This is a genomic window from Agromyces capsici (assembly GCF_058349965.1).
Window position 1 is genome coordinate 524,065 of the sequence record NZ_JBYRET010000002.1, and the last position, 19,390, is coordinate 543,454.

Sequence of the window (19,390 nt, forward strand, 5' to 3'; positions counted from 1 at the left end):
CGTGCGACTGCACGTGCCGACGCCGCTCCGCTGGAGCGATCTCGACGCGTACGGCCATGTCAACAACGCCCGGATGCTGAGCCTCCTCGAGGAGGCTCGCATCCAGGCGTTCTGGGTGAACGACGACGGCACCGCCGAGCACGCGGTCGGCGCGTCGACCGCGGTGCTCGACGCGTCGCCGGGTGCGGCGACGCTCACGCTGATCGCCCGGCAGGAGGTCGAGTACCTCGCGCCGATCCCGTACCAGCGGCTCCCGCTCGACATCGAGCTGTGGATCGGGCACATGGGCGGCGCGAGCCTCGACGTCTGCTACGAGGTGTACTCGCCCCCCGGCGCCGAACCGCGCACGCTCTACACCCGCGCGGTGACGACGATCGTGCTCGTCGACGCCGCGACCGAGCGGCCGCGACGCATCACCGAGGCCGAGCGCGCCGCGTGGGAGCCCTACCTCGGCGAGTCCCTCGCGTTCCGCCGTCGCTGACCGCGGGTCGGACGCCGGCCTGCGCGCTCAGCGCTCGAGGGGCTCGTCGCTGAACGAGCCCTCCCAGACCGCCCGGCTGCCGGACTCGCCGATGCGCACGATCGTCCACACGGAACCCGCGCCCACGCCGACGGCGGCGAAGATGAGCAGCACCGAGACGACCGTGCGCACGGGGCTCCGGCGCGTCGGCGGCACCGGAATGCCGCGGTTCGCCGCGACCTCGGGGTCGGTCCGGCCCCGGCGCTCACGGCGTTCGACGATCGCGAGGGCGGCGACGAGCGCGGAGATCGTGGCGAGGCCGATCATCCACGGGATGATGTCCTCGCCCTGGCCCGTGTGCGCTTCGATCAGCGGGGCCGGCGGCACGCGCGCCTGCAGCCACTTGCCGGCCTCGATCGTGACGACCATCACGCCGAGGAGGGCGAACGCGCCGAGCAGCGTCGGCAGCCAGAGCACGCGACGGGCACCCGGCCACGCGCACACCACGACGAGCAGCGCCGCCAGGAGCGGCACGCCCACGATCATGACGTGGACGAGCAGGACGTGCAGGGGAAGACCCGCGAACTCGTAGTCGAGCATCCGCGTCAGCCCGCGACGACGCGGTCGCCGTCGACGGTCACCGACACGGGGCTCAGGGGCTCGAGCGCCGGCCCGTTGAGCACGTCGCCCGTCGCCGCGTCGAACGCCGAGCCGTGGCAGGGGCACTCGAACCGGTCTCCGGCAGCGGCCACCACGCACTGCTGGTGCGTGCAGATCGCGCTGAACGCGACGACCTCGCCGGCGGTGGGCTGGGCCAGCAGCACGGGCTCGTCGCCGATCATGGCGGAGATGCTCCCCCCGACCGGGATGTCGGCGAGGGCCGCGACCTCCTCGCCGGCCGCGGCGCTCGTGCCGGGGGTCGTGCCGCCCGATCCGTCCTCGCCGTCGCTCGGCGCGGTCGTCGCGCCACCGCCGCCGTCACCCGAGGGTGCGCACCCGGCGAGCACGAGTGCGCCGGCCCCGCCGAGCGCGAGCGCCGTCCGGCGTGTCAGGTCACGGGGGTCGTCCATGGGCTGCCTCCTCGTCCGGGCCGCCGTCGCGGCACTGCTGCCATTCTGCGACACCGCGCGAGGCGTGCGGGGGATTGTCGGGCGATCACCCAGACTCGGCGGCTCGCACGAGTGAGGATCAATCCGACGCGGCGGGTCGGGGGACGCGGACCATGCCCTCCTGGGCGACGGTTGCGACGAGACGTCCGTCGCGGGTGTGGATGCGCCCGACCGAGAGCCCTCGGCCGCCGCTCGCCGACGGGGAGGCCATCGTGAACAGCAGCCATTCGTCCACCCGCGCGTCGCGGTGCCACCACATCGCGTGATCGAGGCTCGCGACCTTGAGGCCCGGCGTCGCCCAGGCGATACCGTGCGCCCGCAGCACGGGCTCGAGGATCGAGTAGTCGCTCGCGTACGCGAGCGCCGCACGGTGCTGGCGGGGGTCGTCGGGCAGCTTCCCGAAGGCCTTCATCCAGACGGCCTGACGAGGGACCCGCTCGCCCTCGACCGACAGGTATACCGGCGACGGGATGTGCCGCACGTCGAACGCCCGCTCGCTCGACCAGTACCGGGCCACGTCGTGGTCGAGGTGACCGAGCACGTCGGCGGTCGAAGGGAGTCCCTCCGGGGCGGGAAGGTCGACCGGCATCTCCGTCTGGTGCTCGAAGCCCTCGTCGTGCGTCTGGAAGGACGCGATGAGCGAGAGGATGGGCTCGCCGTGCTGGAACGCCTGCGTGCGCCGTGTCGAGAAGGAGCGGCCGTCGTGGATGCGGTCGACCGAGAAGGTGATCGGGTGCTGCACGTCGCCGGGGCGGAGGAAGTAGCCGTGCATGGAGTGGATGGTGCGGTCTTCCGGCACGGTGTGGGTGGCCGCGGTGATCGACTGCGCGAGCACCTGCCCGCCGAACACGCGGCCGAGCGGCATCCACTGCGACGGGCCGGTGAAGATGTCCTCGTTGGTGCGCGCGCCCGTGTCGGTGAGTCGCAGGGTGCTCAGCAGGCCGTCGATCGAACCGCTCATCGTTCCTCCGTGTGGGTCGGTCGGCCGAAGGTCCGCCCGCCGGCAGGCGCGCGACGGCGGGGGCCGCGGCGCTCTCTCGGTAGTCTAGACAGGCCATGGTCCAGCAATTCACGCTCGCCGACAGCCTCGCGCTCGGCGACCTCCACACCTACCTGCAGCGCGCGGCGCGGGTCGAGGACGGCGCCGTGCGCCTGGTCGCCGGCAACGGCATCCTCGCCGTGTACACCGCGATCCTGTACCCGCGCGGCATCCTCGACGAGAGTCCGACCGTGCTGGGCCTGCGCACCTTCCAGCTGTTCGAGACCGACGACTTCGACGTGGTGGTGCCCATGCGTTCGGTGGTCGAGCGCATCGTCCGCGCGCGCGGCGCGCTCGGCGACGACGAGGCCGAATCGCGCCCCGTCACGATGACCCGGCCGCCCGAGGTGAACACGGTCACGTGGGCGGGCATCTCGCCGCCGCGGGGCGGCTGGCGGCCGCTCGGCGAGACCGATGCGGCGACCCTCGAGCGCGCGGCCCGCGCGGGAATCGACGAGGTCGCGAAGGCGATCCCCGAGGGCACGGGCGAGCAGCTCGTGCAGCGCGTGCGCTCCGAGGTGTGGGGTCGCGGCGTCGACGGGCTCGAGTACGTGCCGGCCGGTGCGGCGTTCGCGGCGTACAGCCTCGGCTTCCTCGGCGACGACCCGGTCGCGCTGTTCGAGACCGGCCCGTGGACGCGGCTCAGCTCGCGGCGCGGGCACGTGCTCGTGCGCCGCAAGGCGTGGACGCTCAAGGCATAGGGGCTTCCGGATGGCGCGGCCACGCGCCATCCGCTCGGCCCTCACGTCGTCGCGGAGCCGGCGATCGCCCGGCCGGCGGCACGACCCGTGAAGAGGCAGCCGCCGAGGAAGGTGCCCTCGAGCGCGCGGTACCCGTGCACGCCGCCGCCCCCGAAGCCCGCGGCTTCGCCCGCCGCGTAGAGGCCGGGCACCGGGCGGCCGTCGGCGCCGATCGCCCGTGACGCGAGGTCGGTCTGGATGCCGCCGAGGCTCTTGCGCGTGAGGATGTGCAGCTTGACGGCGATGAGCGGGCCCGCCTTCGGGTCGAGGATCCGGTGCGGCGGCGCGACGCGGATGAGCTTGTCGCCACGGTAGGTGCGCGCACCGCGCACGGCGGTGAGCTGCAGGTCCTTGGAGAACCCGTGCGCGACCTCCCGGTCGCGGGCGACGATCTCGCGCTCGATGCGGTCGGTGTCGAGGAGGCCGTCGGGGGAGAGCCGACGCATGCCGTCGAACAGCTCGGCGAGGGTGTCGGCGACGACGAAGTCGGCCCCGCGCTCCTTGAACGCCTCGACCGGGCCGGGCGCGCCCGAGCCGAGCCGGTCGGCGAGCAGCCGCAGGTCCTTGTTCGTCAGGTCGGGGTTCTGCTCGCTGCCCGAGAGCGCGAACTCCTTCTCGATGATGCGCTGCGTGAGCACGAACCACGAGTGGTCGTGGCCGGTCCTCGAGAGGTGCTCGAGCGTGCCGAGCGTGTCGAAGCCGGGGAAGAGCGGCGGCGGCAGCCGACGTCCGATCGCGTCGAACCACAGGGACGACGGGCCGGGCAGGATGCGGATGCCGTGCGAGGGCCACACCGGGTCGTAGTTCTCGATGCCCTCGGTGTAGTGCCACATGCGGTCGCCGTTGACGAGACGGGCTCCGGATGCCGCGGCGATGCCGAGCATGCGTCCGTCGACGTGCGCGGGCACGCCGGAGAGCATCGTGGCCGGCGGTGCGCCGAGCCGCTCGGGCCACGCGGCGCGGACCAGCTCGTGGTTGCCGCCGATACCCCCGGAGGCGACGACGACCGCGGGCGCGCGGACCTCGAACTCGCCGACGACGTTGCGGTTCGACGGCGCGCCGCGCGGTGCGTCGTCGGGCGCGAGGACCGCTCCGCGCACGCCCACGACCGCGCCGCCCTCGACGACGAGTTCGTCGACGCGATGCCGGAACCGCAGCGAGACGAGGCCCGCCGCTTCGCCCGCACGGACCTTCGCGATGAACGGCGCGACCACGCCGGGCCCGGTGCCCCACGTGATGTGGAACCGGGGCACCGAGTTGCCGTGCCCGATCGCCATGCCGCCGCCTCGCTCGGCCCAGCCGACGACGGGGAAGAAGCGCAGGCCCTTCTCGCGCAGCCAGGCGCGCTTCTCGCCGGCGGCGAACTCCAGGTAGGCCTCCGCCCAGCGACGGCCCCATTCGTCGTCGTCGCGGTCGAAGCCCGCGCTGCCCAGCCAGTCCTCGCGCGCGAGGTCGAGCGAGTCGTGCACGCCGAGCCGGCGCTGCTCGGGCGAGTCGACGAGGAACAGCCCGCCGAACGACCACCAGGCCTGGCCGCCGAGGTTCGCCTCGGGTTCCTGGTCGAGGATCGTGACGCGCTTGCCGGCATCGACGAGCTCGGCCGCCGCGGTCAGGCCGGCGAGGCCGCCGCCGATGACGACGGCGTCGAATTCGTTCCGCGGGGCGGGGGAGGGGACGGCCACGTGGACTCCTTCGTCTGGGCCTGCGCTCGGTCGGGTCGGCGGCCGGGTCGACCGCCGGGGCGGGCTACTCCTCGAAGGTGTTCACCATCGCGAACGCGGCCCGCTGGAGATAGTCCCACAGCGTGGCCTCCGCGATCGGCGACAGCTCGAGCGTGTCGACCGCGGCACGCATATGGGCGAGCCAGCGATCGCGTGCGTCGGGGTTCACCTTGAACGGCAGGTGCCGCATGCGAAGCCGCGGATGGCCGCGCTCGTCGCTGTAGGTGGTCGGACCGCCCCAGTACTGCTCGAGGAACATGCGCAGCCGGTCCTCGGCCGGCCCCAGGTCCTCCTCGGGGTACATCGGGCGCAGCACCGGGTCGTCGGCCACGCCCGTGTAGAACTCGTGCACGAGCCGCACGAACGTGTCGCGGCCGCCGACCTCGTCGTAGAAGCTGGGGGAGGGGAGGTTCACGGGGTGTCCTTCGGTTCGGCGCCGGATGCGTCATCCGTCGCCGTCTTCTTCGTGGTCGGAACGCTGCCGGCGCCGCTGATCGACGCGGCGGCCCGCTTCGCGCGCAGCGTGCGCTTGGACGGCGGGGCCGTGTCGAGCACGGGGTTCGGCGCGGTCTTGGGCGGCTTCGCGCCCTTGACGCGGGTGACGCCGTCGAAGCCCGAGAGCACCACGCTCGACAGGCTCGGCAGCTTCAGGTCCATCGCGTCGGTCGCCTTCTTCAGTCGCACGCGCAGCTCGCGGGCGACGTCGTCCTTCGACGACGTGCGCACCTTCATCACGACCCGGATGACCATCGCGTCGGCCGAGATCGACTCGAGGCCCCAGACCTCGGGCTTCTCGAGGATGCGCGAACGCCACTTGCCGGCCTGCGCCATCTCGGTCGCCGTGCGCAGGAGCGTCGCCTCGACCTCGTCGATGTCGGCTTCGTAGGGCACGGCGAGGTCGATGATCACGCGCGCCCACCCCTGCGACATGTTCCCCACGCGCAGGATCTCCCCGTTGCGGACGAACCAGAGCGTGCCGTTGACGTCGCGCACGCTGGTGACGCGGATCCGGACCTCCTCGACGATGCCCGTCGCGAATCCGAGATCGACGATGTCGCCCACGCCGAGCTGGTCCTCGACGACCATGAAGAGGCCGTTGAGCGCGTCCTTGACGATGTTCTGCGCGCCGAAGCCCAGGCCGGCGCCGATCGCGGCCGAGAGCAGCGTGAACGAGCCGAGCACGTCGGGGGCGATCGTTCCGACGACCATCAGCAGCACGACGATGAAGAGCGTGACGTTGACGATGTTCTTCAGCACCGACCCGAGCGTCCGGGTCCGCTGCACCACGCGGACCGCGGCGAGCGGCGAGGCGTTCAGAGCCTGCGTGTCGGTGACGTCCTGCTTGCGCTTGACCCCCGTGACGATCTGGTTGACCGTGCGCCGGATCACGAAGTGCAGGAGCCACCGCACGATGAGCGCGATGACCACGATGGCCGCGACCTGGAGGATGGTGGAGAGGAAGACCCCCCACGGGGTCGCCCAGAACGCGGCGAGCTGCGCCCAGACGTCGACCTGTTCAGGGGCGGTCTCTTCGAACGGGCGCATGATCCTGAAGTGTACTGAGGGCGGATCGGCGGGGGCTGGACGCGCGGTCCAGCCCCCGCCGATCCGTGGCCGGGATCAGGCGGCGGCGTCCCGCACGGCCAGCGCGTCGCGCTCGCGCGCGGCGAGCGCGCGCTCGAGCTCGGAGAGCTGTTCGCCGACGAGGCGGTGCAGCGGCGCCGGCTCGGCGTGCGCGTCGAGCCAGATCCGGGTGCGGCGGGCGAGCTCGGCGTCGACGACCGGCGCCGGGAAGAGCCGTCGCACGATGAGCGAGGCCATCGTGAAGCTGCGCTCCGACCACACCTGCTCGAGCATGCCGAGGTAGTCGTCGACCGACCCGGCGAGCAGCGTCGGGTCGGTGGTGCGCTGCCAGCCGTCGGCGATCGCCCGGGCGACGTCGTTCGAGAGCGTCGTGTCGGTCGCGACGCGACGCCACGCGGCATCCTTGACCGCCTGGTCGGGCCGTGCGGCCCGTGCGGTCTCGGCGAGCTGGCGGCCCTTGGCCGTGTCGTCGTCGGCGAGCGCCGCGCCGATCTCGTCGTCGTCCGCCGCGCCGAGCACGGCGCGCGAGATGGTGATCTCCCAGCGCAGGTCGAGGTCGATCTCGAGTCCGTCGAGCCGCGCCTCGCCCGAGCGGAGCGCGTCGAGCACGTCGGCGTGCGCAGGCACGCAGGCGAGCCGGGTGAACGCCTTGACGAACTGCAGCTGCGCGTCGGAGCCGGCGGGCGCGAGCTCGGCGAGCGCCCAGACCGCGTCGGCGGCCTCCTCCGCGAACCGGTCACGGTGGTCGTCGGCGAGGTAGCGGCCGACCGCGACCTCGAGCCGTGCGAGCGCGAGACCGCGGGCGGCGGACTGCGTCTCGTGGCCGACGCTCGCCACGACGAGCTTGACGAAGTCCGACGCGGGCAGCTCGGCGTCGCGCACGCCGTCCCACGCCGAGCCGAGGATCACGGCGCGCGCGACGGGGTCGGCGATCCCGGAGAGCCGGTCGCGTGCGACGCCGAACGAGGCGTCGTCGAGCCGGACCTTGGCGTAGGTGAGGTCGTCGTCGTTCACGAGCAGCAGCGCCGGACGGGCGAGGCCGATGAGCCCGGGCACGTCGGTCGAGGGCCCGTCGATGTCGAGCTCGACGCGGTGGACCCGCTCGAGACGCCCGGCGACGTCGTCATATGCGGCGACCGCGATGCGGTGCGGCCGGAGCGTCGGGTGCGACGCCGCGGCCGACTGCTCGACGCGCGCCGACACGATCAGCCCCGCGGCATCCGTCTCGACCGCCAGGCGCAACGTGTTCACGCCGGCCGTCTCGAGCCACTTCGCCGACCAGTCCGCGAGGTCGCGGCCGCTGGCGGTCTCGAGCTCGGCGAGCAGGTCGGCGAGCGTCGCGTTGCCGCCCCCGTGACGGGCGAGGTACGCGCCGACGCCGCGCTGGAAGGCGTCGAGCCCGACCCAGGCGACGAGCTGCTTGAGCACCGAGGCGCCCTTGTCGTACGTGATCGCGTCGAAGTTCACCTCGACGTCGCCGAGGCGCTCGATCTCGGCGACGATCGGGTGCGTCGAGGGCAGCTGGTCCTGCTCGGCCGCGTGCGTCTTCTCGTCGGTCGCGAACGTCGCCCACACGTCGGCGAACTCGGTGACCTGCGAGGTGGCGAGGGTCGACGCCCACGTGGCGAACGACTCGTTCAGCCACAGGTCGTTCCACCACTTCATCGTCACCGAGTTGCCGAACCACATGTGGCTGAGCTCGTGCAGCACGACGATCGCGCGCTGCTCGCGGCGCGCGTCGGAGACCCGCGAGCGGAACAGGTACGACTCGTTGAACGTGACCGCGCCGACGTTCTCCATCGCGCCCCAGTTGTACTCGGGCACGAAGATCTGGTCGTACTTGCCGTAGGGGTACGGCACGTCGAACGCCGCCTCGTAGAACGCCAGGCCGTCGCGCACGAGCCCGAACATCACGTCGGGCTCGGCGTACTGCGCGAGCGAGCGGCGAGTGAACAGGCCGAGCGGCACGTCGCGGCCGTCGCGGCTCGTCGCCGACGCCCGCCACGAGGTGTAGGGCCCCGCGATGATCGCGACGATGTAGCTCGAGATCACCGGCCCGGTCTCGAACGCCCAAGTGGCGGTGCCGGATGCCGCGCCCGGCGCCGGCTCGGGCGACGGCGCGTTGCTCAGCACGACCCAGTGGTCGGGCGCGGTGATCGTGAAGCGCACCGACGCCTTGAGGTCGGGCTGGTCGAACACCGCGTAGACGCGGTTGGCCTCGGCGACCGCGAACTCGGTGTAGAGGTACGCCTCGCCGTCGACGGGGTCGACGAACCGGTGCAGGCCCTCGCCGGTGTTCGTGTACTCGCGCGTCGAGACGACGCGGAGCTCGTTCTCGGCGGCCAGCCCGTCGAGCGTGATCCGGTGACCATCCGACACGGATGCCGCGTCGAGGGCGATGCCGTTGAGGACCACCTCGTGCAGCTCGGCCGTGGTCGACTCGATGAACGTCGACGCGCCGGGCGTCGCCGTGAACCGGACGATCGTCTCGGAGCGGAAGCGGCCGTCGTCGCCGGTCAGGTCGAGCGTGACGTCGTAGGCCGGGGCGCCGACGATCGCCGCGCGCTCCTCGGCCTCGATGCGCGTGAGTTCGGCTCGCGCCATCCTCACGCCTCCTGCGCGTCGCGCTGCTGCGCGGCGATCGCCCGGTCGACGCCGGCGAGGCTCTCGACCACGAGGCGGCGCAGCGCGGGCGGGGCGTCGGGGTGGGAGTCGAGCCAGGCCCGGCTCGCGTCGGCCAGCGCGGCGTTCGCGAGCGGCGACGGGTAGAGCCCGTCGACGAGCTTCTCGGCGATCGCGTAGCTGCGCTGCTCCCAGATGCGCTCGAGCAGGCCGAAGTAGCGCTCGACGAAGGCCTCGAGCAGCGTCGGGTCGGCGGCGCGGAGGAATCCGGCGGCGGTGTCGCGCACGATCGAGTTCGACGCGGTGTCGACGTCGACGATCGACGCCCAGGCGCGCTCCTTCGCCTCGAGCGTGGGGATCGCGGCGCGCGCCTTCGCGGCGGCCTCGCGACCCGTGACGGTGTCGTCGGTCGCCAGGCGTGCGTCGATCTCGTCGTCGCCCGCGCGGCCGGCTGCGGCCAGCGCGACGAGCAACTCCCAGCCGAGGTCGGTGTCGACGGCCAGGCCGTCGAGCGAGAGCTCGCCGTTGTACAGCGCGAGCAGGTCGTCCTGATGCGTGCCGTGCTCGGCGATCGCGGCGAACGACTTCACGAACTGGAACTGCGCGTCGGTGCCGGGCTCGGCCTGGCGCGAGAGCTCCCAGAACCCGTCAGCGAGCCGGCGGAGCGCGTCGGCGCGGCGTGCGGGCTCGGTGTAGGCGCTCGCGGCGAGGATCGAGTTGGCCAGCACGATGCGCAGCGTCGTCGATTCGGTCTCGCTCGCGATGTTCCCGAGCACGAGCGCGAGGTAGTCGCTCGCACGCGTCTCGGCGTCGCGCGTGGCATCCCACACCGAACCCCACACGAGCGCCCGCGCGAGCGAGTCGTCGATCTCGGACAGGTTGGCGAGGGCGACGCCGTGCGAGGCCGCATCGAGGCGGATCTTCGCGTACGCGAGGTCGTCGTCGTTGAGCAGCACGAGGTCGGGGCGGGCGAGGCCGACCAGCTCGGCGACCTCGGTGCGCTCGCCGTCGACGTCGAGCTCGACGCGGTGGTCGCGCACGAGCTTGCCGCCCGTCAGGTTGTAGAAGCCGATCGCGAGACGGTGCGGGCGGATGGTGGGGTGCTCGTCGATCGCGGACTGCAGCACGGCGAACGACGTGATGCGCCCGTCGGCGTCGGTCTCGAACTCGGGACGCAGCGTGTTCACGCCGGCCGTCTCGAGCCAGAGGCCCGACCAGCCCGAGAGGTCGCGGCCGCTCGCGACCTCGAGCTCGGTGAGCAGGTCGGCCAGCGTCGTGTTGCCCCACGCGTGCGTGCGGAAGTACGCGGAGACGCCCGCGAAGAACGCGTCGACGCCCACCCACGCCGCGAGCTGCTTGAGCACCGAGCCGCCCTTGGCGTAGGTGATGCCGTCGAAGTTGACGAGCACGTCCTCGAGGTCGCGGATCTCCGCGACGATCGGGTGCGTCGAGGGCAGCTGGTCCTGGCGGTACGCCCAACTCTTCTCCATCGAGTTGAACGTGGTCCACGCGCCGTGCCACTCGGTGGCCTCGGCCGTCGCGATGGTCGACGCCCACTCGGCGAACGACTCGTTCAGCCACAGGTCGTTCCACCACTTCATGGTCACGAGGTCGCCGAACCACATGTGGGCGAGCTCGTGCAGGATCGTGACGACGCGGCGCTCCTTGACCGCATCGGTCACCTTCGAGCGGAACACGTAGAACTCGGTGAACGTGACCGCGCCGGCGTTCTCCATCGCGCCCGCGTTGTACTCGGGCACGAAGAGCTGGTCGTACTTCGCGAACGGGTACGGCACGCCGAACTTGCCCTCGAAGTACTCGAAGCCCTGCTTGGTCTTCTGGAACACGTAGTCGGCGTCGAGGTACTCCGACAGGCTCTTGCGCGCGAACACTCCCAGCGGGATGACGCGGCCGTCGGCGCTCGTGAGCTCGTCGCGCACCACGTCGTAGGGCCCGGCGATGAGCGCGGTGATGTAGCTCGAGATGCGCGGGGTGGGCTCGAAGGCCCAGGTCTTCGCACCTGTGCCGGTCGGGCCTGTCGAGACCACGCCCGTCGAGACCGCGTCGACCGGCTCGGGCGTCGGCGAGTTCGACACGACCTGCCAGTGCGCAGGCGCCGTGACCGTGAAGCGGAACGCCGCCTTGAGGTCGGGCTGCTCGAACACCGCGTACATGCGGCGCGAGTCGGGCACCTCGAACTGCGTGTAGAGGTACACCTCGTCGTCGACCGGGTCGACGAAGCGGTGCAGGCCCTCGCCGGTGTGCATGTACCGGCCATCGGCGACGACGGTCAGCTCGTTCTCGTCCTGCAGGTCGGGCAGCTGGATGCGCACCCCGTCGCTCACCTCGGCCGGATCGAGCTCGCGGCCGTTCAGCGTCACCGAGTGCACCGCGGCCGTGATCGCGTCGATGAACGTCGACGCGCCGGCACGGGCGGCGAACCGCACGGTCGTCTCGGTGCGGAACACCTCCGGACCCGTCGTGACGTCCAGCCGGATGTCGTAGTCGTGCACCGTGACGAGCGCGGCACGCTCCTCGGCTTCGATGCGGGTGAGGTTCTCTCCAGGCACTCGGGTCTCCATCTGCGATCTGCGTCGAACGGATGCGTTGCCACGGCGTTCGTGGGCGCGGGCAACCCGAACAGCCTAGCCCCGCGTCATCCGGCCCGGGAGGGGCTCGACGCTCCCTAGACTTGCCCCATGCGCATCCACATCGCGACCGACCACGCCGGCCTCGAGTTCAGCCGGACGCTGCAGGCGCACCTGACCAACGGCGGCCACGAGGTCGTCGACCACGGACCCTCCGAGTACGACGCGCTCGACGACTACCCGGCCTTCTGCATCAACGCCGCGCTCGCCGTGGCGCGCGACCAGGCCGCGGGCGTGCGCACGCTCGGGGTGGTGTTCGGCGGTTCGGGCAACGGCGAGCAGATCGCCGCGAACAAGGTGGCCGGCATCCGCGCCGCGCTCGTCTGGAGCATGGACACCGCGATCCTCGCGCGCCAGCACAACGACGCGAACGTCATCTCGATCGGCGCCCGCCAGCACACGGTCGAGGAGGCCATCCGGTACATCGACGCTTTCATCGCCGAGCCGTTCTCCGGCGACGAGCGTCACGTGCGCCGCATCGCGCAACTCGCCGAGTACGAGACCACGGGCGACATCGCCGGCAAGGGCGTCGATGTCGAGGCCCCCGCCGAGGCGCCCGCGGGGGAGTAGCGGCCGATGCCCGAGGGCCATTCCGTCCACCGCATCACCCGCCAGTTCGAGCGCAACTTCGTCGGCCATGTCGTGCGCGCGTCGAGCCCCCAGGGACGGTTCGCCGAGGGCGCAGCCGACCTCGACGGGCGCCGGATGACGGATGCGCGCGCCGTCGGCAAGCAGATGTTCCTCGGCTTCGAGGGCGACCGCTGGCTGCGCGTGCACCTCGGCATGTACGGGGCGTGGGACTTCGCGGGCGACATCCTGATGGATGCCACGATCGCCTCGTCGAACGGCCGCATGGGCCAGACGAACCAGAAGGGCACGTTCCTCGAGGGCCCGAACCCCGATGCCGTGGTGTTCGACGCGGCCGGCGAGAACTCGATCCACTCGATCGGTGCGCCGCGACGCACGCGACTTCGCATGTCGGAGTCCGAGCGCGAGCAGGACGGATTCGACACCTTTCCGCCCGAGCCGGTCGGCCAGGTGCGCGTGCGCCTGCTCACCGACACCGTCGTGGCCGACCTGCGCGGCCCCACCGCGTGCGAGGTACTCGACCCCGCACAGGTCGAGGCGGTGGTCGGCAGGCTCGGCCCCGACCCGCTCATCGACGACGGCGCCGCTGCCGAGGAGCGCTTCACGAACGTCGTGCGCCGCAAGCCCACCCCCATCGGCCTGCTGCTCATGGACCAGAACGTGGTCTCCGGCATCGGCAACGTCTACCGCGCCGAACTGCTGTTCCGCGCGAGGCAGAACCCGCACGCGCCCGGCAGGCTCGTGCCCGAGGAGCATGTGCGCCACCTGTGGCGCGACTGGGCGACGCTGCTGCGCATCGGCGTCGACACCGGCCAGATGATGACCATGGACGACCTCGACGACGACGCGTGGCGCGCCGCGATGGCGAACCGCGCCGACCGGCACTGGGTGTACAAGCGCGAGGGCCTGCCGTGCCGCGTGTGCGGCACGAACATCGTCATGGAGGAGATGGGCGCCCGCAAGCTGTACTGGTGCCCCTACTGCCAGGCCTAGGAGCGGAATCGCAATGAGACAGAATCCCAGCTTCACGCTCGCGAGCGCGGAGGGCGTCAAGCGCCTGGTCCGCGAGCACCCGTGGGCCACGATCGTGAGCATGACGGATGCCTCGGGGCTCGTGGCCTCCCACTACCCGGTGCTGCTCGACGAGAGCGCCGACGGCATCGTGCTGCTCACCCACGTCGGCCGCCCCGACGAGCAGGTCCACGAACTCGGGCGCCACGAGGTGCTGGTCATCATCCAGGGCCCGCACGGCTACGTCTCGCCTGGCTGGTACGACGCGAACCCCGCCGTGCCGACGTGGAACTTCGTCACCGCGCACCTGCACGGCACCCCCGAACTCCTCGAGCCCGACGAGAACCTGCGCGTCCTCGACGCGCTCGTCGACCACTTCGAGCAGCGCATGCCCGAGCCGCGCGGCATGCGGTCGACGCCCGAGAACGCCGCCTACGCCGAGCGCATCTCGGCGGGCACCGTGGGCCTGCGCATCCCCGTCACCCGCTTCGTCGCGAAGAACAAGATGAGCCAGAACAAGCCCGCCGAGACCGTCGACCGCATCATCGCCGAGCTCGACGGCGACGGCCCATACGCGAGTCCTGCGCTCGCGGCCGAGATGCGGCGCACGCACGACGCGCTGCGGGCGGCTCGCCCGTGAGCGGGGCGGATGTCGCGGCGACGCCCGCTCCGCTCGTCCTCGCCGGCGTCCGGCTCCCCGGCGCCGACGCACCGGTCGACGTGCACGTCGAGGCGGGTGTGGTGCGCGCGATCGCGCCGACGGGCTCGCGGCCCGCGGCATCCGGAACCGAGCGGATCGACCTCGACGGCCGTTTCATCGTGCCCGGGGTCTGGGACCGCCACGTGCACATGGCGCAGTGGGCGATGGCGGCCCGCCGGATCGACCTCGCCGACGTGGCCTCGGCGGCCGCGGCGGCCGACCTCGTCGCGTCCGCCGTCCGCGACGGCGCCGCCGAGGTGATCGGCATGGGCTACCGCGACGGGCTCTGGCCCGACCGCCAGCGCATCGACCTGCTCGACGCGGTCGCGGGCGACGTGCCCGTCGTGCTCGTCTCCGGCGACCTGCACTCGTGCTGGGTCAACACCGCGGCCGCCCGCCGGCACGCGCTGCTCGAGGCGGCCGGCGAGAGCGGCGTGCTCCGCGAGGACGACTGCTTCCGGCTCGTGCGCGAGCTCGACGACGTCGCCGACGACGTGCTCGACGCCTGGGTCGCCGACGCCGCGCGCGCCGCCGCAGCCCGCGGCGTCGTCGGCGTCGTCGACTACGAGATGCGGTGGAACCGCGACGACTGGGCGCGCCGCGCGGCCGGCGGCGTCGACGCGCTCCGCGTGCGGTTCGGCGTCTACACGCAGCACCTCGAGCGCGCCGCCGAGGCCGGCCTGCGCACGGGCGACGCGGTCGAGGGCACCGGCGGGCTCGTCCACGTGGGCGGCTACAAGGTCATCACCGACGGCTCGCTCAACACGCGAACGGCCTGGTGCGTCGACCCGTACCCCGGCCTCGCGGCCGACGAGCACCCGTACGGACTCGCGAACGTGCCGTACGACGAACTCGTGCCCCACCTCCGCCGCGCCCGCGAGATCGGCCTCGAACCCGCTGTGCACGCCATCGGCGACCGCGCGAACGAGCGCGCGCTCGACGCCCTCGAGGTGGTGCAACCGAGCGGATGGCACGGCCGCGCCACCATCGAGCACGCCCAACTGCTCCGCCGCGACGACCTCGCCCGGTTCGCACGCCTCGGCGTGGTCGCGAGCGTGCAGCCCGAGCACGCCATGGACGACCGCGACGTCGCCGACCGCTACTGGGCCGGCCGCACCGACCGCGCGTTCATGCTCCGCGAACTCGCCGAGGCGGGCGTCGAGCTCGCGCTCGGCTCCGACGCGCCCGTCGCGAGGCTCGACCCCTGGATCGCGATCGCCGCCGCCGTCGGCCGCACGCGCGACGGCCGCGAGCCGTGGCATCCCGAGCAGGCCGTCGACGTGCGCGTCGCACTCGCCGCATCGACCGACGGCGCCGGGGCGGAGGTGCGCGAGGGCCTCGCCGCCGACCTCGCCGTCGTCGAACGAGACCCGTTCGAGGCATCCGCCGACGAGCTGCGCCGGATGCCCGTCGCGCTGACGCTGCTCGGCGGGCGCGTGACGCACGACGGCCGCTGACTCGGGCGGCCCCCGGTCAGGGCGGGGGATGACCCCCGTGCGGTTCCGGCTGTCCACCGGCTGGGGCGGGCCCGGCGCCGACGCGAGGCTGGAGGCATGATCCAGAACCTGCGCCCGGAGCCGGGCCGCTCAGGCGCCGTCCGACGCCCGCGCGCGACCGCGACCGCGCTCGCGGTCATCGCCTCCGGCGCACTGGTCGCCGTCGCGTTCGCGGGCTGCGGGCTGGTCGGCCCAGGCCGGGTCGACACCGTCGGCGAGGTCGACATCGACACGCCGTTGCCGATCCCTCCGCTCGCCGAATGGACCGTCGACGCCGACGGCACGCGCGTCTTCTCACTCGAGGCGCAGGCGGGAACGACCGAGTTCGCGCCCGGCGTCGCGAGCGAGACCTGGGGCTTCTACGGCGCGTACCTCGGCCCGACGCTCGTCGCCGACCGCGGCGAGCGCGTGCGCGTCGACGTCGCGAACGCGCTCGACGAACCGACCACCGTGCACTGGCACGGCATGCACCTGCCCGCCGAGATGGACGGCGGCCCGCACCAGCTGGTCGAGCCCGGCGACACGTGGTCGCCCGAGTGGACGATCGACCAGCAGGCCGCGACGCTCTGGTACCACCCGCACCCGCACGGCGAGACCGAGCAGCACGTCGCGCGCGGGCTCGCCGGGATGTTCCTCCTGCGCGACGACGCCGAGGCCGCGCTCGCGCTGCCGCGCGAGTACGGCGTCGACGACCTGCCGGTGATCGTGCAGGACGCCGCCCTCACCGACGACGGCCGACTCGAGACCGCCCCGCAGGGCTTCGCGGGCCGGCTCGGCGACGAACTGCTCGTGAACGGCGCGCGTGGTCCATTCGCCGAGGTCCGCGACGAGCTCGTGCGGCTCCGCCTGCTCAACGCGTCGACCGCGCGCAGCTACGCGTTCGGCTGGGGCGACGGGCGGCCGATCGAGCTGATCGCGACCGACGGCGGGCTGCTGGAGGCATCCGTCGAACTCGACCGGGTCATGCTCTCGCCCGGGGAGCGCGCCGAGGTGCTCGTGCGGATGGCGCCGGGCGAACGCCTCACGCTGCAGTCGGTCATGACGCCCGAGGCATCCGGCCTGCAACCCGCGATCGCGGGCATGAACGGCGGCACCGACGCGTTCGACGTGCTCGAACTGCGCGCGGCGAGCGAGCTCGACCCGGCGCCCCAGCTGCCCGAGCGGCTTGCCGACGTGCCGCCGGTCGCGACCGACGCCGTCGCCGAGACGCGCACCTTCACGCTCGACGGCTTCCAGATCGACGGCGAGCCCATGCGGCTGGACCGCGTCGACCACACCGTCGAGGTCGGCACGACCGAGCGCTGGGTCGTCGAGAACGTCAGCGCGATGCCGCACAGCTTCCATGTGCACGACGTGCAGTTCCGGATCGCGTCGATCGACGGCGCACCGCCGCCGCCCGAGCTCGCCGGCTGGAAGGACACGATCTTCGCGCGGCCCGGCACCGAGTACGAGCTGATCCTGCGGTTCGACGACTACGCCGACCCCGACACGCCGTACATGTACCACTGCCACCTGCTGTGGCACGAGGACCAGGGGATGATGGGCCAGTTCGCCGTCGTCGAACCCGGTCAACGTGCGACGATGACCGAGGAGACGAACGACCATGACCACCACTGACCTCGCGGGCGTGCCCGCGTCCCGCCCGACCGAGCCGGTGACGGAGGTCGCGCCGCGACGGCGCCGCGGGTACGGCGGACTGTGGGCCGCGGTGCCGCGCGAGCTCGGCTACCTGCTGCTGGGCATGCCGATCGCGATCGTCGGCTTCACGGTGCTCGTCACCCTGTTCTCGACGGGCGCGAGCCTGCTCGTGATCGTGGTCGGCCTGCTGATCGTCGTCGCGGCGCTCTACACCGCGCGGGGATTCGGCACCCTCGAGCTCGTGCGACTCGGCTGGGCCGGGCGGCCGGAGATCCGCCGGCCCAACTGGGATGCCGGCTCCCCTGCCGGGGAGGGGCCGTGGCGGGCGTTCTTCGCGCCGTTCGTCGACGGCCACTACTGGCTGTACCTGCTGCACGGCATGATCGTCGCGCCCATCGTGTCGCTGTTCAGCTGGATCGTGACGATCGTGTGGCTGGCCGTCGGACTCGGCGGGGTGACGTACTGGTTCTGGGCCATGTTCCTCCCGATCGGCGATCGCGACGTCTGGCCCGTCGAGTGGTTCCTCGACCGCGTCGCGCCTGGCGCGTTCGAGATCGACCCGCTGGTCGCGGAGTCGATCGCGCAGCTCCTGCTCGGCGCGATCTTCCTGCTCACGCTGCCGCTCGTCACCGCGGGGCTCACCTGGATCCACGACGCCATCGCGCGCGGCATGCTCGGCGCGTGGCGCTCCGAGGCGCTCGAGCGCCAGGTGCAGCAGCTCGCCGCCTCACGCGGTGCGGCCGTGCAGGCCGAGGATGCCTCGCTCCGACGCCTCGAACGCGACATCCACGACGGCCCGCAGCAGCGCCTCGTGCGCCTGCAGATGGACCTCGCGGCGGTCGAGCGCAAGCTCGACGCCGATCCCGACGCGGCACGCGTGCTGCTCGGCGAGGCGCGCGACCAGGCGCGTGACACGCTCGACGAGCTTCGGGCGCTCTCGCGCGGCTTCGCACCGCCCCTCCTGCAGGACCGCGGCCTCGCGAGTGCGCTCGAATCGCTTGCCGGTCGCAGCCCGGTGCCCGTGACGCTCGAGCTCGACGTCCCGATGGGCGACGGGCTGCCGGCCGCCATCGAGCGGAACGCGTACTTCATCGCCGCCGAGCTGCTCACCAACGCCGCGAAGCACTCGGGAGCGAGCGCCATCCGGCTGCGCCTCGCCACGCGCGACACCGGCGCGTCGGGCCACTGGCTGGACCTCTGGGTCACCGACAACGGCCACGGCGGCGCCGCGCCGGTCGCCGGGCACGGTCTCGCGGGGCTCGACGAGCGCGTGCGCGGCCTCAGCGGCATGCTCGTCGTCGACAGCCCCGCGGGCGGCCCGACCGTGATCGGCGCGCACTTCCCGTTCGTGCCGGAGGCTAGGGTGGGCGCGTGACCGACCAGTCCGCGATCCCGGTTCGCGTCGTGCTCGCCGAGGACTCGATGCTGCTGCGCGAGGGACTCGTGCGCCTGTTCGACGAGGCCGGGTTCGAGACGGTCGGCGCCTACGGCGACGCCGAGGCGCTGCTGGCCGACCTCGAGCGGGTCGCACCGGATGTCGCGGTGCTCGACGTGCGCATGCCGCCGACGTTCCGCGACGAGGGCGTGCGGGCCGCGATCGAGCTCCGGCGCCGCATGCCCGGACTCGGCGTGCTGCTGCTCAGCCAGTACGTCGAGGGCACCTACGCGCACGAACTGCTCGCATCGGCGGAGGGCGGCATGGGCTACCTGCTCAAGGACCGCGTCGCCTCGCTCGACGACCTGCAGGATGCGGTCCTGCGCGTCCGCGACGGCGGCACGGTGCTCGATCCGCAGGTCGTGCGCGAGCTGCTCTCACGGCGAAGCGACCCGCTCGGCTCGCTCACGCCGCGCGAGCGCGAGGTGCTCGAGCTCATGGCCGAAGGGCGCACCAACGCGGGCATCGCCTCGCAGCTGTTCATCGGGGTCGGCGCGGTGGAGAAGAACGTCACGTCGATCTTCCAGAAGCTCGGGCTCGAGGACTCCGGCACCGACCACCGGCGCGTTCTCGCCGTGCTCGCCTGGCTGCGCCGCTGA

General features: G+C 72.6%; 17 protein-coding genes. 9 read left to right on the forward strand and 8 right to left on the reverse strand.

Annotation, left to right across the window (positions count from 1 at the left end; all coding sequences use genetic code 11):
- Position 1 precedes the first annotated feature (1 nt).
- Complete coding sequence (locus tag AC3RKB_RS16210; protein ID WP_491437277.1) at positions 2-481, forward strand: acyl-CoA thioesterase; 480 nt, start codon at positions 2-4, stop codon at positions 479-481.
- Between the two features lie 27 nt (positions 482-508).
- On the opposite strand, the gene AC3RKB_RS16215 is transcribed toward AC3RKB_RS16210, so the two are convergent.
- From AC3RKB_RS16215 to AC3RKB_RS16225, 3 genes are all read right to left on the reverse strand, one after another.
- Positions 509-1,060, reverse strand: a complete 552-nt coding sequence (locus AC3RKB_RS16215) for a hypothetical protein (protein WP_491437278.1) — start codon at positions 1,058-1,060, stop codon at positions 509-511.
- A 5-nt stretch (positions 1,061-1,065) separates the two neighbouring features.
- Positions 1,066-1,530 carry a QcrA and Rieske domain-containing protein gene (locus AC3RKB_RS16220; RefSeq protein ID WP_491437279.1) on the reverse strand — a complete coding sequence of 155 codons (465 nt, stop codon included), beginning with the start codon at positions 1,528-1,530 and terminating at the stop codon, positions 1,066-1,068.
- A 118-nt stretch (positions 1,531-1,648) separates the two neighbouring features.
- The gene (locus AC3RKB_RS16225; RefSeq protein WP_491437280.1) at positions 1,649-2,530 is read right to left on the reverse strand and encodes an acyl-CoA thioesterase; all 882 of its coding nucleotides are present in this window, start codon (positions 2,528-2,530) and stop codon (positions 1,649-1,651) included.
- A gap of 95 nt (positions 2,531-2,625) precedes the next feature.
- Between AC3RKB_RS16225 and AC3RKB_RS16230 the strand changes: the two genes are divergently transcribed.
- On the forward strand, positions 2,626-3,309 hold the full coding sequence (locus tag AC3RKB_RS16230; protein WP_491437281.1) for a DUF8185 domain-containing protein: 684 nt from the start codon (positions 2,626-2,628) through the stop codon (positions 3,307-3,309).
- 41 nt (positions 3,310-3,350) lie between these two features.
- Here AC3RKB_RS16230 and AC3RKB_RS16235 read toward each other — a convergent pair whose 3' ends face one another.
- The 5 genes from AC3RKB_RS16235 to pepN (AC3RKB_RS16255) form a co-directional block, all read right to left on the reverse strand.
- Positions 3,351-5,030 (reverse strand): FAD-binding dehydrogenase, encoded by a 1,680-nt coding sequence (locus AC3RKB_RS16235; RefSeq protein ID WP_491437282.1) that lies wholly within the window; start codon positions 5,028-5,030, stop codon positions 3,351-3,353.
- 64 nt (positions 5,031-5,094) lie between these two features.
- Entirely contained in the window at positions 5,095-5,484 is a 390-nt protein-coding gene (locus AC3RKB_RS16240; RefSeq protein WP_491437283.1) for a globin, read from the reverse strand.
- Positions 5,481-6,614 (reverse strand): mechanosensitive ion channel family protein, encoded by a 1,134-nt coding sequence (locus tag AC3RKB_RS16245; RefSeq protein ID WP_491437284.1) that lies wholly within the window; start codon positions 6,612-6,614, stop codon positions 5,481-5,483. Before AC3RKB_RS16245 ends, AC3RKB_RS16240 begins: the two co-directional genes overlap by 4 nt.
- 75 nt (positions 6,615-6,689) lie before the next feature.
- Positions 6,690-9,257 carry an aminopeptidase N gene (gene pepN / locus AC3RKB_RS16250; RefSeq protein WP_491437285.1) on the reverse strand — a complete coding sequence of 856 codons (2,568 nt, stop codon included), beginning with the start codon at positions 9,255-9,257 and terminating at the stop codon, positions 6,690-6,692.
- Between the two features lie 2 nt (positions 9,258-9,259).
- On the reverse strand, positions 9,260-11,845 hold the full coding sequence (gene pepN, locus AC3RKB_RS16255) for an aminopeptidase N (RefSeq protein ID WP_491437286.1): 2,586 nt from the start codon (positions 11,843-11,845) through the stop codon (positions 9,260-9,262).
- A gap of 129 nt (positions 11,846-11,974) precedes the next feature.
- On the opposite strand from pepN (AC3RKB_RS16255), the gene AC3RKB_RS16260 reads away from it, so the two are divergent.
- The 7 genes from AC3RKB_RS16260 to AC3RKB_RS16290 all read left to right on the forward strand — a co-directional run bounded on the left by AC3RKB_RS16260 (position 11,975) and on the right by AC3RKB_RS16290 (position 19,390).
- Complete coding sequence (locus AC3RKB_RS16260; protein WP_491437287.1) at positions 11,975-12,493, forward strand: ribose-5-phosphate isomerase; 519 nt, start codon at positions 11,975-11,977, stop codon at positions 12,491-12,493.
- A gap of 6 nt (positions 12,494-12,499) precedes the next feature.
- Positions 12,500-13,504 (forward strand): Fpg/Nei family DNA glycosylase, encoded by a 1,005-nt coding sequence (locus AC3RKB_RS16265; protein WP_491437288.1) that lies wholly within the window; start codon positions 12,500-12,502, stop codon positions 13,502-13,504.
- Positions 13,505-13,517: 13 nt separating this feature from the next.
- Positions 13,518-14,162: an FMN-binding negative transcriptional regulator gene (locus AC3RKB_RS16270; protein ID WP_491437289.1), complete on the forward strand. Its 645-nt coding sequence runs from the start codon at positions 13,518-13,520 to the stop codon at positions 14,160-14,162.
- On the forward strand, positions 14,159-15,679 hold the full coding sequence (locus AC3RKB_RS16275; RefSeq protein ID WP_491437290.1) for an amidohydrolase: 1,521 nt from the start codon (positions 14,159-14,161) through the stop codon (positions 15,677-15,679). The genes AC3RKB_RS16270 and AC3RKB_RS16275 overlap by 4 nt, the downstream gene beginning before the upstream one ends.
- A 96-nt stretch (positions 15,680-15,775) precedes the next feature.
- Positions 15,776-17,335 carry a multicopper oxidase family protein gene (locus tag AC3RKB_RS16280; RefSeq protein ID WP_491437291.1) on the forward strand — a complete coding sequence of 520 codons (1,560 nt, stop codon included), beginning with the start codon at positions 15,776-15,778 and terminating at the stop codon, positions 17,333-17,335.
- Entirely contained in the window at positions 17,322-18,731 is a 1,410-nt protein-coding gene (locus AC3RKB_RS16285; RefSeq protein WP_491437292.1) for a sensor histidine kinase, read from the forward strand. Before AC3RKB_RS16280 ends, AC3RKB_RS16285 begins: the two co-directional genes overlap by 14 nt.
- Positions 18,728-19,390 (forward strand): response regulator, encoded by a 663-nt coding sequence (locus AC3RKB_RS16290; protein ID WP_491437293.1) that lies wholly within the window; start codon positions 18,728-18,730, stop codon positions 19,388-19,390. The genes AC3RKB_RS16285 and AC3RKB_RS16290 overlap by 4 nt, the downstream gene beginning before the upstream one ends.